Origin of the sequence: Paenibacillus kyungheensis (assembly GCF_028606985.1) — a bacterium.
GTDB lineage: Bacteria > Bacillota > Bacilli > Paenibacillales > Paenibacillaceae > Saccharibacillus > Saccharibacillus kyungheensis.
Map to the genome: position 1 here is coordinate 3,245,795 of NZ_CP117416.1, position 13,627 is coordinate 3,259,421.

General features: G+C 38.2%; 12 protein-coding genes. 5 read left to right on the top strand and 7 right to left on the bottom strand.

Annotated features, from left to right (window positions below; translation table 11 throughout):
- Positions 1–113 precede the first annotated feature (113 nt).
- Genes proC through mtnB form a run of 4 tightly spaced genes read left to right on the top strand, consistent with a single transcriptional unit; the run spans position 114 to position 3,509 of the window.
- Positions 114–983, top strand: coding sequence for a pyrroline-5-carboxylate reductase (gene proC, locus PQ456_RS13845; protein ID WP_273612823.1), 870 nt, complete (start codon positions 114–116; stop codon positions 981–983).
- Complete coding sequence (locus tag PQ456_RS13850) at positions 980–2,194, top strand: 2,3-diketo-5-methylthiopentyl-1-phosphate enolase (protein WP_273612824.1); 1,215 nt, start codon at positions 980–982, stop codon at positions 2,192–2,194. Before proC ends, PQ456_RS13850 begins: the two co-directional genes overlap by 4 nt.
- Positions 2,191–2,868, top strand: a complete 678-nt coding sequence (locus tag PQ456_RS13855) for a 2-hydroxy-3-keto-5-methylthiopentenyl-1-phosphate phosphatase (protein ID WP_273612825.1) — start codon at positions 2,191–2,193, stop codon at positions 2,866–2,868. Before PQ456_RS13850 ends, PQ456_RS13855 begins: the two co-directional genes overlap by 4 nt.
- The gene (mtnB, locus tag PQ456_RS13860; RefSeq protein WP_273612826.1) at positions 2,865–3,509 is read left to right on the top strand and encodes a methylthioribulose 1-phosphate dehydratase; all 645 of its coding nucleotides are present in this window, start codon (positions 2,865–2,867) and stop codon (positions 3,507–3,509) included. The genes PQ456_RS13855 and mtnB overlap by 4 nt, the downstream gene beginning before the upstream one ends.
- A 472-nt stretch (positions 3,510–3,981) precedes the next feature.
- Here the strand turns inward: mtnB and PQ456_RS13865 are convergent, their stop codons facing one another.
- The 7 genes from PQ456_RS13865 to PQ456_RS13895 all read right to left on the bottom strand — a co-directional run bounded on the left by PQ456_RS13865 (position 3,982) and on the right by PQ456_RS13895 (position 12,222).
- A complete protein-coding gene (locus PQ456_RS13865; RefSeq protein WP_273612827.1) occupies positions 3,982–4,413 on the bottom strand; it encodes a LysM peptidoglycan-binding domain-containing protein in 432 nt (143 codons plus the stop codon).
- A 1,180-nt stretch (positions 4,414–5,593) separates the two neighbouring features.
- Positions 5,594–6,295 carry a DnaD domain-containing protein gene (locus PQ456_RS13870; RefSeq protein ID WP_273612828.1) on the bottom strand — a complete coding sequence of 234 codons (702 nt, stop codon included), beginning with the start codon at positions 6,293–6,295 and terminating at the stop codon, positions 5,594–5,596.
- A gap of 51 nt (positions 6,296–6,346) precedes the next feature.
- A complete protein-coding gene (asnS, locus tag PQ456_RS13875; RefSeq protein WP_273612829.1) occupies positions 6,347–7,642 on the bottom strand; it encodes an asparagine--tRNA ligase in 1,296 nt (431 codons plus the stop codon).
- Positions 7,643–7,860: 218 nt separating this feature from the next.
- Positions 7,861–9,060: an acetate kinase gene (locus PQ456_RS13880; protein WP_273612830.1), complete on the bottom strand. Its 1,200-nt coding sequence runs from the start codon at positions 9,058–9,060 to the stop codon at positions 7,861–7,863.
- Positions 9,057–9,929 carry a 3-hydroxyacyl-CoA dehydrogenase family protein gene (locus PQ456_RS13885; RefSeq protein WP_273612831.1) on the bottom strand — a complete coding sequence of 291 codons (873 nt, stop codon included), beginning with the start codon at positions 9,927–9,929 and terminating at the stop codon, positions 9,057–9,059. The genes PQ456_RS13880 and PQ456_RS13885 overlap by 4 nt, the downstream gene beginning before the upstream one ends.
- A gap of 263 nt (positions 9,930–10,192) precedes the next feature.
- Positions 10,193–11,695, bottom strand: a complete 1,503-nt coding sequence (locus PQ456_RS13890) for an AAA family ATPase (protein WP_273612832.1) — start codon at positions 11,693–11,695, stop codon at positions 10,193–10,195.
- On the bottom strand, positions 11,695–12,222 hold the full coding sequence (locus tag PQ456_RS13895) for a hypothetical protein (protein WP_273612833.1): 528 nt from the start codon (positions 12,220–12,222) through the stop codon (positions 11,695–11,697). The genes PQ456_RS13890 and PQ456_RS13895 overlap by 1 nt, the downstream gene beginning before the upstream one ends.
- Before the next feature lie 362 nt (positions 12,223–12,584).
- Between PQ456_RS13895 and PQ456_RS13900 the strand changes: the two genes are divergently transcribed.
- Positions 12,585–13,616 carry a sugar ABC transporter substrate-binding protein gene (locus tag PQ456_RS13900; RefSeq protein ID WP_273612834.1) on the top strand — a complete coding sequence of 344 codons (1,032 nt, stop codon included), beginning with the start codon at positions 12,585–12,587 and terminating at the stop codon, positions 13,614–13,616.
- Positions 13,617–13,627: the final 11 nt, after the last annotated feature.

The following is a 13,627-nucleotide window of genomic DNA, read 5'->3' on the forward strand; positions in this document are numbered from 1 at the left end:
CTTATATTGCCAAGCGCGTGACGTAAGATATTTTGCTTTGCAAAAATCATGTTTGATTTGACTAGAAGATAGCGCGCTTATATTGCCAAGCGCGTGAAAGGATGGATATAACGATGAGTCACCCTCAACCGATGCAAACGTTAATAACAGAACCTGTTTGTTTTTATGGATCAGGTTCTATGGCAGAAGCTATTTTACGAGGTCTAGTGAATCGTGCTGTAGTGGTTCCAGATCAAGTGACGATGCTGAATCGTGGTAATCAAGATCGTTTGAATTATTTAGTTCAACGTTATGGCGTATCTGTAGCTGGAGAAGAATCGGCGCGTGCTGCTGCTTTACAACAATCCAAAGTTATTGTACTTGCGATGAAGCCTGTCGATGCGGCTAATGCGCTTCGTCAATTAGGCCCCACATTAACAGAAGATCAACTTGTTGTATCTGTGATTGCAGGCTTGGAAGTCGCAACGATTCAGCATCTACTTGGTCGCAAGCAACCTGTAGCACGTACAATGCCTAATACGTCTAGCAGTATTGGACTTGGAGCGACAGGTCTTGTCTTTTCCGAAGAAGTCACTCTAAAACAACGTCAATTGGTTCATCATTTATTTGAAGCGGTCGGTACTGTAACTGAGATTGAAGAATCGCAAATGGAAACATTGACTGGTATTTCTGGAAGTGGACCTGCATACATTTATTATGTGATGGAATCGATGATTCGTGCTGGAGTCGAAGGCGGATTATCAGCGGAACAAGCACGTGAGCTGACTGTTCAGACAGTGATCGGCGCTTCTCATATGGTACAACAGACTGGAGAAGAACCTGCTGCTCTACGTGCCAAAGTCACTTCACCTAATGGATCAACCGCAGCCGCTATCAAAGTATTTGAAGAGGCTCATATGCAAGAAACGATTATGCGTGCTGTAGAACGCTGTGCAGAACGTTCCCGCGAGATGGGCGCTGCACTCAAGGAGGACAATTCATGAGTTACTGTATCGCTTCTTATCGTTGTTACGATAGCAAAGCTGATTTTCATAAAAAAGCATCTTCGATTGCAATCGGAATGACTGTCGGTAGCTGGACAGAATTGCCTGCTGCCAAGCAACAATCGATGAAAAAGCATCTGGGTGAAGTTATTTCAGTAGATGTGCATGAATCCGAACAAGGTGAGCGGTATGCTGATATTCAGATCGCTTATCCTGATGCTAATTTTAGCTCGGATATCCCTGCTCTACTTATTACAGTGTTTGGTAAAATTTCGATGGATGGTCAGATCAAGTTAACTAATTTACAATTTTCAGATACTTTTTTAAAAGCTTTTACAGGTCCTAAATTTGGTATTGAAGGTGTACGCCGTATTCTTGGTATTCCTGAACGTCCTTTATTGATGAGTATTTTCAAATCGGTTATCGGTCATGATCTGGATGAATTAACACGTCAATTTACCGCACAAGCGTTAGGTGGCGTCGATCTGATTAAAGATGATGAGATTTTGTTCGAAAATGATTTAACACCGATTGAGAAACGGGTAGCAGCTTGCCGTAAAGCTGCGGATGATGTACAAGCTCAAACCGGTAAAAAAGTACTTTATGCTGCGAACTTAACCGGTCATACTTTTCATCTAAAAGAACAAGCCAAAAAAGCGATTGATTCCGGCGCTAATGCACTTTTACTTAATGTATTAGCTTATGGATATGATGTTCTTCATGAACTGGCACGTGATCCTGAAATTAATATCCCAATCATGGCGCATCCATCGCTTGCAGGAGCGTATTATCCTTCGCCTTATTATGGAATCTCTGCTTCGGTATTGCTCGGTCAATTGATGCGTATTGCGGGTGCTGATCTGGTACTATTCCCTTCTCCTTATGGCTCTGTTGTAATGCCTAAAGAAGAAAATATGGCTATTCGCGAGCAACTGGTTTCTCCAGAACTGCCTTTCCGACATAGCTTCCCTGTACCATCAGCCGGGATTCATCCAGGGCTTGTACCGTTGATTTTAAAAGATTTTGGTAATGAAGTGATCATTAATGCAGGTGGCGGTATTCATGGTCATCCAGAAGGTGCTAGTGCTGGCGGTAAAGCGTTCCAACAAGCTATTGATGCTGCACTAGCAGGTACTTCACTGGCTGATTATGCCGCTCAAGGACATCACGAACTTAGACAAGCTTTAGAACTTTGGGGTGGAGAACGATGAGTGTAAGTAAACAACCGATTATTTTTTGTGATTTTGATGGAACAATTACGAATTCAGATAATATTGTCGCTATTATGAAGCACTTCTCCCCTCCTGGTTATGAGAAAATTATGAATGAAGTCGTAGGAGGACAGCGCTCGATTCGTGATGGTGTAGGCAAAATGTTTGCACTACTTCCTTCTTCACAAAAGCAAGAAATTGTTGATTATGTGATGAGTACAGCAGGAATTCGTGAAGGATTTAGTGATTTTCTAGCTTTGGTTCATCGTCATCAAGTTCCTTTTTATGTGACTAGCGGTGGAATCGACTTTTTCTTAAAACCATTATTAGCACCTTTTGATATTGCAGAAGATCATATTTTCTGTAATGGTTCTGATTTTAGTGGCGAGTACATTCAGATTGTATGGACACATCCTTGTGATGAACATTGTCAAAATGATTGTGGAATGTGCAAAACAACAGTCATGCGTCAATTCTCACCGGATCAATACGAGCGTATACTGATTGGTGATAGTCTAACCGATTTTGAAGGAGCTAAGATTGCAGATCTAGTCTACTCCCGCTCTGTATTAACAGATAAATGTGTAGAATTAGGTGTAGATCATGTACCTTTCCATACGTTTCATGATATTATTTCAGATTTCGGACAAAGAATAGGAGCGATACATTCATGAGTTTTGTTAATATCCCTTTAGAGCATAAGCAAGCAACATTACAAGAGCTTAGTGGTATCAAAGAGCAATTTGCAGCAAGACATTGGTTTCCAGGTACAAGTGGTAACTTATCGCTGCGTGTAGGCGATTATACGCCTGAGAACTTCCATTTTGCGATCACAGCTAGTGGAAAAGATAAATCGGCAAGTACGCCATCCGACTTCTTATTCGTCGATCAAGATGGACGTCCTTGCGAGACTACAGGATTGAAGCCAAGTGCAGAGACATTGATTCATTGCGAAATTTATCGTGAAACAGGTTGCGGGGCTGTATTCCATGTGCATACTGTATTTAACAATCTAGTGAGCGAATACTTCGGTGAACAAGGCGCAGTACCAATACAAGGACTTGAATTAATCAAAGCATTCAATATCTGGGAAGAAAATGCGGCAATTACGATTCCTGTATTACCTAACTACGCTGAAATTCCTAAAATTGCAGAGTTAGTACCGGGTGTATTGAATCAATCTATTCCAGGTATACTTCTACGTGGACATGGTATCTATGCATGGGGTAAAAATGCGTTTGAAGCAAAACGCCATCTTGAAGCATTTGAATTTATTTTCGAGTATATTTATCGTGATTTACTATTGAAAAAATAATACAGGTCTCTGGCTATTTTTAGATAATCGCCGAAATGATAACAAGATCTATAAGCGAACTAATGGTATTGCTCAGTGATTTCACGAATATCAGTTGTATATTGATTCTGATCCGTTCGGGTTTAGCACTTAGATACGGATCAGAATCGTATTTTTTCACAAATGAAGCGTTATCATTTTGGAAATATTTGAAAAAAACGTACAAAAAAGCTGACATTATGGTTAATGTCAGCTTTTTTTGTATGTAAAACACAAATAGTTGTTGCCCTTCATTACAAATACCCGTATACTGATTATAAATTAATAACAAGCAAACAGATCAACTGAGTTATCTGCATTCCTTGACTTAAATATGTTGCATTTCGTATAAGAAATACCATAATAGAAACCATCTATGGCAGTAGATGGCTTCATGTATATCTTTATTGGTATTTTTCTATCCTATGCTCTTGGCCGATCAGATGGATAAATCTTATTTTTGCGGAATAGTCAATTGGTATCCAGCTGGAAGAAGATTGTTAGCAGCAATCAACTCATCTACAGTTACACCATATTGAGCAGCGATTTCAGTAAGGCTAGCACCTTGTGGAACAACTACAGTTACGTTTGTTTTAGCTTGAGTTTCAGTAGCAGGTGTCTTAGCGGCATCTGTTTTTTCTTGTTCTGGAGCAGTTGTTGTTTCGTTAGAAGAACCGAACATTGCATTTACTTGTGCAGATACAGCAGCTTGGTAAGCAGCGTTGTCAGCACGTTTTTCTGCTTTATCTTTGTTTTTCTCATGGTTAGAATCGTTACTTGCAGCAGATACTTGGTGTGCTCCCAAAGGTGCTACTACAGATACTGCTCCCAAACTTGCTGCTACTACTGTAGACAATAATACTTTTTGAATTTTGCTGTTCATCATTTTGTATCTCTCCTAATTGAATGTTTTATTTTGTATTACTCTGTGTTACGTGTTTATCTTGATTTTAGATCACTCTATACTCTAACCACTTTAGCTTGTTATGAATAATTATGAGGTAGTAGTCATGTATTTGTAAGTATTCAGTACTTGTTTATCAGGGCAAAAGTAACTTTACTCCTATTTCAAATAAATTGCAACCCTACTGAAATTGATTTTATTATATTTTGCAAAATTAAATGTGCACAAAGAATAGAAACATACCTAATTAGTTTAGCGCTTACATTTTTAATAAACTTTTTTCCAATTTAATATTTACTGTATATTTTTTCACATTCCGTTTACATTTCTGATTTCCTTCTCTTTTGTCCATAATATGTACACATTTTCGTATTTGTGTTATATAAAGTGACATGAAAGTTCATAATTATATAAAAATAGTTTCATATAGTTACTTTAAATAAGGTTATTTTCTTAGATTCATCTTCTTATTCCTTCCAAAAATCTTTCTTTTTTATTTGTTAACCTACATAAATTCCTTTGATAGCCTATACTTATTTGTTTATATGTTAACATTTCTTATCTATTATTCATTTTTAAGTATCACATTATGATATTACTCCTCATGTCATATATACCTCACACCTAAGTAGCTAACTATAATTTATGCTACTCCTACATTTAGTCAAACTCCTTTTTACCAAATATAGGGTAATGTATAATTATACTTTTATATGAATATTAAGTCTAAAATATAAATTAATTATCTTTCTTGATATTACCTCTGAAAATGTACAAAAAACGATGATTTCATAACGAAAAAAAATTTAAAAATATTTTTTAAAATCTTATTTTTCCGTATGTTTTGATGTTATTTTCATTAGATTTAATCGTGACTATACTATCTTTTTCTGTATCGAGCATTTTATTTTTTTAAAAATATGATGCTGTATAATTTCGCATATACGTTATATTTTGATAGTTATAACGTAAGTATATTTTAATACAGGGCTACAATCTGAGGAGAAAGCTTCTTATCGGATCATAGTTAGACCTAATATATTTGTACATATGATAAAAAGAAGGCTATCTCCTCGAATACATATCGGGAAATAGCCTTCTTTCGCTCTGACTCTATCTATAAGGTTATACTTTTGCTTCATGTACAATAGATAATTTCCACTTACCGTTGACGGAATTTTTGGGTATGTGCACGAGCGTCTTCTACGGTGCGTACACGATTCCGATTCCATTCTAGTAAAATACGATCAATGTATCTGAAATGAAGCTTACCAGCAAATACAGCTTCTTTGAGCGCCATTAGAATCAATTCTTCTGCATACCGATCCTGATCAATCCAACTTGAGATGGTTTCACATTCCATCGGAGATAATGGACGAGCGAATTCTTTTTCAAAAATGATAAAAAGATTACGTTCGTTTTCTGCTTGCTTATCGACTTTGGACATTGGTTTAACCGGTTCTGGTAATACGTCTGAAGAATCGATACGATCTTGCTGCTCTGTCGCCAGTACAGTCCCCAGTTTCTCATACAATCCGCTTAGATCATAACGCTCATAGCGAATCCCTGTTAATGGGTCTTCTTCATCCTCAATCAAAATAAATCCTGACTTCATTAACTTCTGGATACGAGTAGCGATCAATGAAGCATCTGCTCCTGTTCTCCACTGTAGTTCTTCAAGTGTCGGAAATTCATTATTTTCAACTTGTCGAAAAGATAGAATTTGAATGAGCAACATTGCTTCCGCATCATCCAGATCTAATGCCTGATAATATTTGAGCAATGCATACGGCACATTCGCTGTCTGCAAACCCAAAGCAAAGGCAGCACCTTTAGACCAGGACTTCCATTGTTCTCCGCCCATGTGATTCACCCTTTCTATTGCTCTACGATTAGACATCATCCTACGTAGAGACTAAGGGTACAGACGGTACAACATACGTGGGAAGGCAATCGTTTCGCGGACATGATCCAATCCACAAATCCATGCCACTGTACGTTCTAGACCTAGACCGAAGCCAGAATGCGGTACACTTCCGTATGTGCGTAGATCTAGATACCATTTATAAGCTTCTTCTGTCAGGTTATGCTCTTCAAAACGCTGTTTCATTAATTCTGGATCGTCGATACGTTGTGATCCACCAATAATCTCTCCATATCCTTCAGGTGCGATCATATCTGCACACAATACTACTTCAGGACGTTCAGGATCAGGTTTCATATAGAATGCTTTGATATCTTTAGGATAATTGGTGATAAATACAGGTTTGTCATACGCTTCAGCAATCGCTGTTTCGTGCGGCGCACCAAAGTCATTACCCCAAGGAATATCGAAATCTTTACCTTTTAAGAACTCAATCGCTTCGTCATAAGAGATACGTGGGAATGGTGCTTGAATATTTTCCAATTTGGAAATATCGCGCTCCAATGTTTCCAACTCTGTACGACAGTTTTTAAGAACAGATTGTACGACATATGATACAAATTGTTCTTGCACACGTAGACTTTCTTCATGATCGGTAAATGCCATCTCAGGCTCGATCATCCAGAACTCGATCAAATGACGACGTGTTTTGGATTTTTCAGCACGGAATGTAGGTCCAAATGAATATACTTTCCCCAGTGCCATAGCTGCTGCTTCCATATACAACTGTCCACTTTGTGTTAGATATGCATCTTCATCAAAGTATTTGATATGGAACAATTCTGTAGAATCTTCTGCCGCAGACGGTGTCAAGATTGGTGGATCGACTTTGGTAAATCCGTTGGTGTTGAAAAACTCTTGTACCGCGCGAATAATTTCGGCACGAATCACCATAACCGCACGCTGTCTATTCGAACGCAACCATAGATGACGATGGTCCATTAAGAAATCTGTACCATGTTCTTTAGGTGTAATCGGATAGTTTTCAGTTAAATGAATAATTTCGATACCTGTAACAGTCATCTCATATCCAGATTTACTGCGTGGTTCTTCACGAATAATACCTGTTACATACAAAGAGCTTTCTTGTGTTAAGCTTTTCGCATCGTTCCACAATTCTTCGGACACTTCGCTTTTTACAACAACGCCTTGAATATATCCTGTACCATCACGTAATTGTAAAAACTGAATTTTACCGCTAGAGCGCTTATTGTTGATCCATGCGCCAATCGTGACAGTCTGTTCAACATGCTCATTTACTTTTTTTATAACGGTTTTGGTAGACATTTATATACTCTCCCTTTTGCTTATTGAGCAACATCAATGAAATAGGTAATGACTACAAGCGATTTTCAGCAAGAAATCAAAGCAAAAAACGACTTTGCTTTGATTTCTACTGAGAAGCTTTTATATTATCATTATTCAAATCATTTGAATAACATCCATTTACCTATTTTAAATCATTATACAATAAACATCTGCTTGTTTATGATCTATTATGTTGCTTACTTTTGAATCAACTTGTACGTATCACGTGCAATAACAAGCTCTTCATTCGTAGGAACAACCAGTACTTCTACTTTGGAATCCGGTGTAGAAATACGACGTGGATCGCCAGAACGGATTTTGTTCAATTCTGGATCCAATTTCACACCAAGATATGTTAAGTTTTCGCATACTTTTTCACGAACGATTGCAGAGTTTTCACCGATACCTGCAGTAAAGACGATAACATCTACACCGTCCATAGCAGCTACATACGAACCGATGTATTTACGTAAACGATATTCAAACATTTCAAAAGCAAGTGTTGAATTAGCATCGCCTTCTGCCATAGCATCTGTAATTTCACGCATATCACTGCTCGAACCAGAAATCGCCATAAGTCCACTATGTTTGTTCAACATAAAGTTAACTTCACCGATACTGAGTTCTTCTTTGTTCATTACATAAGGTACGATCGCTGGATCAAGGTCACCACTACGTGTACCCATGATTAGACCTTCAAGCGGTGTCATTCCCATTGATGTATCTACAGAGATACCGTCTTTAACAGCTGTTAAGCTACCACCGTTACCGATATGGCAAGTGATTACTTTAAGCTCTTTTAACGGACGTTTAAGGTATTCAGCCGCTGCAAGACTTACATAATAATGAGACGTGCCGTGGAATCCATAACGACGTACTTTATGTTTTTTGTAAAGTACTTTAGGAATAGCATACAAATATGCTTTTTCAGGCATCGTTTGGTGGAATGCTGTATCAAATACAACAACCTGTGGTACGTCAGGCATATTCAACTCAACCGCTTCAATCCCCATGATATGAGCAGGGTTATGAAGAGGAGCAAGATCGAATAAGCGACGAATTTCTTTTTTCACATCTTTGTCTACAAGCACAGATTCTTTAAATGATTCTGCCCCTTGTACTACACGGTGACCTACAGCATCAATTTCGTCTACAGATTGCATAACACCATGTTTTGCATCTGTTAAGCTTTCGAGTACACGACGAATCGCAATTGTATGATCTAGAATTTCGCTTACAGTATTGTATTCTTCGCCGCCTGTAGGCTCATGAACAAGGATAGAAGAATCCATTCCGATTCGTTCTACGCGTCCTTTGGCTAGAACACTTTCGTCTGTCATGTTGTACAACTGGTATTTTAGAGAAGAACTACCTGCATTAATTACGAGTACTTTCATATCCGGTCACCATCCTTGTCATACTTGAAGAATCCTTCGCCTGTTTTCACGCCAAGACTACCTGCACGAACCATTTTTTTCAAAATGATCGCTGGACGATATTTCAACTCTCCGTATTCGCGGAACATACGCTCAAGTGCTGCATTTACTGAATCCAGTCCGAAACGGTCAGCCATTTCAAGCGGGCCATATTGGAATTGGTAACCAATGCGCATCGAATCATCGATATCTGCAGCAGAAGCTACGCCTTCTTCAAGTACATGCAATGCTTCATTGATCAATAAACAAATAATACGACTTGTTACAAATCCAGGAGATTCGTAAACCATGATTCCGCGTTTGTTTACTGTTTGCTCAATAAAGTTTTTTGTCACTTCAAACGTTTGATCGGATGTACGAAGACCACGAATGATTTCTACAAGATCAATTTTGGATACTGGATAAATAAAGTGCATTCCAATAACACGTTCTGGATACATCGTTGAACTCGCAAGTTCTGTTAAGCTCAGTGTAGATGTGTTACTTGCTAGAATAACGCTGCTTGGACATACTTGGTCCAATTGAGCAAATACTTCTTTTTTCGCTTCTGGATCTTCACTGATTGTTTCAATAACAAGTTCACATGTACCCAGGTCTGCAAAATGAGTCACTTTAGTGATTTTGGACAAAATCAATTTTTTCTCTGCTTGAGTTAATGCCCATTTTTCCATTTGCTTGTCTAAACTTGTCTCAATCATATCCCAAGCATGGTTCAGCTTGTCCTGTGTTTTCTCAACAAGTAATACCTCGATGCCCTTTTTAGCAAGCATTTCAGAAATACCTTGTCCCATTGTACCGCCGCCGATAACGCCGACTTTTTTAAAATTCATGGTTTCTTTCCACCCTTCCAATATTCATAAAGTGTACAGACTATATATGCTCAGCCTATATCCTTTGAAGCCTTCTATTCGTTGTTGTGTCTTCTCTAGCTTGCCTTTATACAAAATACATAGATACTTCAAAACCAATCTTGTGTACTTGCGTATTGAAGCCGAAAAAATCAAAACATAATGTCAGGCTTTGATATACTCTCCAACATCTAATAATAGCGTAGCGCAGGCAAAAAGTAAAAAAAAAGTACCAGCATTTTAAATTATGCTGGTACATTTGAACTTTTATTGAACTGTTGTCGAAATTGTTCGCCGGATAACACTTCTTCTTTTAACAAAATGTCTAAAGATGTGTCAAAAATAAGGCGACGACTATCTAGAATTTCTTTGGTACGTCTGGTTAAATCTTCTAAAATTGCATTATTTTCTTTCATAATTTGCTCTTTAGGAACCATATTCATACTGACGATGCCAAGCTTCGTAAGACCGGATTCCATCATTGTCTGAACAATATTGAGCGCTTGATCGAAATCGCCTCTAGAACCTGTACTGCGTCCTTCATAATACATTTCTTCAGCAGCAGCTCCGCCGAGAGCAATCATAATTTGCTCTTCCAAAAATGGCTTCGTATACAAGTATTGCTCTTGTGCAGGGTTGTGACGTACATAACCTAGTGCTTGTCCACGTGGGCTAAGTGCGACTTGCCCTACACTACCCGGACGAACCACTTCTGCCATAATCGCATGTCCTAGTTCATGAATCGCTACACGACGTTTTTCTTCGATACTGGATTCACGATCTGTTTTTTCACCCATCATAACTTTATCAATCGCCATCGATAAATGACTTTGTAAAATATGATCTGCATTTTGACGCATCGCATAAATAGCGCCTTCATTCATTACACTTTCCAATTGAGCACCAGAGAAACCATACGCCTCTTCTGCTAATTTATCTAGATCGGTTTCTTTTGCAAGCGGTTTGTTCGCTGCATGAAGTTCCAAAATGTGTTTACGACCTTTTTTATCAGGTAGATCGACTTGAATATGACGATCAAAACGACCTGGACGTAACAATGCACTATCCAGCATCTCTTTACGGTTGGTAGCAGCAATAATCAAAATACGTGGTGCTTCATTGCTATAAATTCCATCCATTTCAGTCAACAACTGATTCAGCGTCTGATCATACTCTCGTTGTTGTCCACCTTCACGTTTCCCACCAATAACATCTATTTCATCGATAAAAATAATCGCGCTTTGCTTATTTTCTTTGGCAGCACGTGTACGAGCATCTTTGAACAAATCACGAATACGTCCTGCACCAACACCAACATACATTTCTACAAATTCACTACCTGACGCACTGACAAATACAGAATCAGTATAATGAGCAGCAGCTTTGGCCATCAATGTTTTACCTGTCCCCGGAGGACCTGTAAGTAGTATTCCTTTTAACGGACGAATTCCGAATTTGTTCATTTCATCATGACGTACTAGAAAATCAAGAGCTTCGCGTAATTCACGCTTCGCATTATCCTGGCCACCAATTTGTTCAAATGTTAATTTAAGTGGGCCATTTTTTTTACGTTTACGTTCTTGCGCAGCACCGACGGCTAAGCCACCACGCATTTGCATCACCAAGAATGTTCCACCTACTAGAGCAGCAATCAACAACAACGGTAAAATATTATATCCTACAAAAATAAGAAAAATTAACAAGACCGGCACAAATCCAACAACAATCTCTTTTGTCCATTTTGGCATTAGGCGCTTCCTCCTGTGACTTGAGAATTACGTGGCAAGATCAGGAATTTGCTTCCCTTCCCATTGCTCAAAGATACGTATACGTTACGTTCATCCATTTCTGCTTTAACTTGAATATTTTTATTTTGTTGCATGATACTTTCAACAGTTTCCGGAATTTCAGTATATTTTTGTGTAGCCATTGCTTGAGAAACAGAGAACATTGCATTTTCCCATACTTTGTCGAGTTCTGTATTCGAGTGATCTGTTACTTCTAATTGGAGTGTACGTGTACCCCAGATATCGGTTCCTTGCTTATTCAAAGTCTGTACCAAACCACCTAAATCTGCAGAAGGAGCAAGATCGAGTTTCAACATGACTTCTTTTGGGTTAATACTAATATGAGAGGCATTTACCCCAGGATAGTTCTGTACAATTTTCGTAAGCGGACTGTAGAGAGTCAACTGACGATACGTAAACCATCCACCAAATAATACAGTGGCAGATACGATGACTGTTATAAAAATAGGCATGACACGGAGTTTCATATACGTCCTCCTTTAATGTAGTAAACACGGTGTACATAACAACATATATTTTACTTCGGTATTTTAGCGCCTATCGGTAACAGTAAATAGATAGGTTTTTTGGTGTGTTTACAATTATTCATCTATATATAGTATATCATACGTGTTTTTTGATTTCTAATACCGCTACTTTTAGATACCAGAGTAGAGGTATTTTTATTTATCTATTCCTTTCTTAGTAGAATTTAAATCGGCTCTAACAAAACCCCTACCCTTTGTCGATAATGCCTTTATAATCTTGTCACATTTTGTCTTTATTTTAGATAATGTACAAAATGTAAACGTTATATTATTTTGAAAATGAAGAGTATGGAGGTTAGATAATGCGCCTATGGTTTAAGTATCCCCCTATTTTGTTGGTAGTAGCTCTTTTTATGTTTACGGCAGGTTGTTCTGCAACTTCATCTGTAAGTCCTAATTCCTCAACTCCTACTGCATCTACTTCCACTACTACTGAAGCAACACCCACAACTACGACTAACACAACTACAACAGGAAAAGTCACCATTGGAGTATCTATCCCAGATATGAATGACCGTTTTATCAGTTATGTAGCAGCCGGCATGGAAAGTTATGCCAAAAAACATCCTGATGTGAATGTGATTTATGCTGATGCCAAAAATGATGCTTCTACTCAACTTCAACAAATTAAAGAATTTATTGCGCAAGATGTCAAAGCTATTGCTTTTCTACCGATGGACCCCTCGATTTCAAAAACGATTGTTGATCTAGCCAATCAAGCGAATATCCCGATTGTAGCCGTCAATCGTACTTTCAAAGAATTAGATACCCTCACTTCCTATGTAGGTTCAGATTCATTAACCGCTGGTAAGCTTCAAATGAATGAAGTCGCCAAGCTTTTGGGCGGAAAAGGTAATATTGCTATTATGGATGGCGATATGGGTAGTGATGCACAGGTTAACCGCACCCAGGGAAATAAAGATGTTATCGCTAAATATCCTAATATGAAAATTGTTTTTGAAGAAACAGCGAATTATGATCGCGCTAAAAGTATGGCACTAATGGCCAAATGGTTAGCATCCGGTCAACAAATTGATGCGGTTGTTGCCAATAATGATGAAATGATTATTGGGGCTATTCTTGCAACTCAAATTAATGGAAAAGATCAAAATATTGTATTTGCAGGTGTAGATGGTACGATGGATGCTTTGAATTTTATGAAAGCTAATAAATTAAAAGTTACCGTTTTTCAAAATGCATCGGCTCAAGGTAGTCAAGGTCTTCAAACAGCAATAGAAGCTGCTAATGGTAAACAAGTTCCTAAAGAAATCAGCATTCCTTATGAACTGATTACCCCAGCTAATGAAGAAAAGTATATAGCGAAATGGAAATAAGTATATATGAA

Excerpts from the sequence above, each read along its gene's own strand:
- proC (WP_273612823.1), top strand. The coding sequence starts at position 114 with ATGAGTCACCCTCAACCGATGCAAACGTTAATAACAGAACCTGTTTGT.
- PQ456_RS13850 (WP_273612824.1), top strand. The coding sequence starts at position 980 with ATGAGTTACTGTATCGCTTCTTATCGTTGTTACGATAGCAAAGCTGAT.
- PQ456_RS13855 (WP_273612825.1), top strand. The coding sequence starts at position 2,191 with ATGAGTGTAAGTAAACAACCGATTATTTTTTGTGATTTTGATGGAACA.
- mtnB (WP_273612826.1), top strand. The coding sequence starts at position 2,865 with ATGAGTTTTGTTAATATCCCTTTAGAGCATAAGCAAGCAACATTACAA.
- PQ456_RS13865 (WP_273612827.1), bottom strand. The coding sequence starts at position 4,413 with ATGATGAACAGCAAAATTCAAAAAGTATTATTGTCTACAGTAGTAGCA.
- PQ456_RS13870 (WP_273612828.1), bottom strand. The coding sequence starts at position 6,295 with ATGGGCGGAGAACAATGGAAGTCCTGGTCTAAAGGTGCTGCCTTTGCT.
- asnS (WP_273612829.1), bottom strand. The coding sequence starts at position 7,642 with ATGTCTACCAAAACCGTTATAAAAAAAGTAAATGAGCATGTTGAACAG.
- PQ456_RS13880 (WP_273612830.1), bottom strand. The coding sequence starts at position 9,060 with ATGAAAGTACTCGTAATTAATGCAGGTAGTTCTTCTCTAAAATACCAG.
- PQ456_RS13885 (WP_273612831.1), bottom strand. The coding sequence starts at position 9,929 with ATGAATTTTAAAAAAGTCGGCGTTATCGGCGGCGGTACAATGGGACAA.
- PQ456_RS13890 (WP_273612832.1), bottom strand. The coding sequence starts at position 11,695 with ATGCCAAAATGGACAAAAGAGATTGTTGTTGGATTTGTGCCGGTCTTG.
- PQ456_RS13895 (WP_273612833.1), bottom strand. The coding sequence starts at position 12,222 with ATGAAACTCCGTGTCATGCCTATTTTTATAACAGTCATCGTATCTGCC.
- PQ456_RS13900 (WP_273612834.1), top strand. The coding sequence starts at position 12,585 with ATGCGCCTATGGTTTAAGTATCCCCCTATTTTGTTGGTAGTAGCTCTT.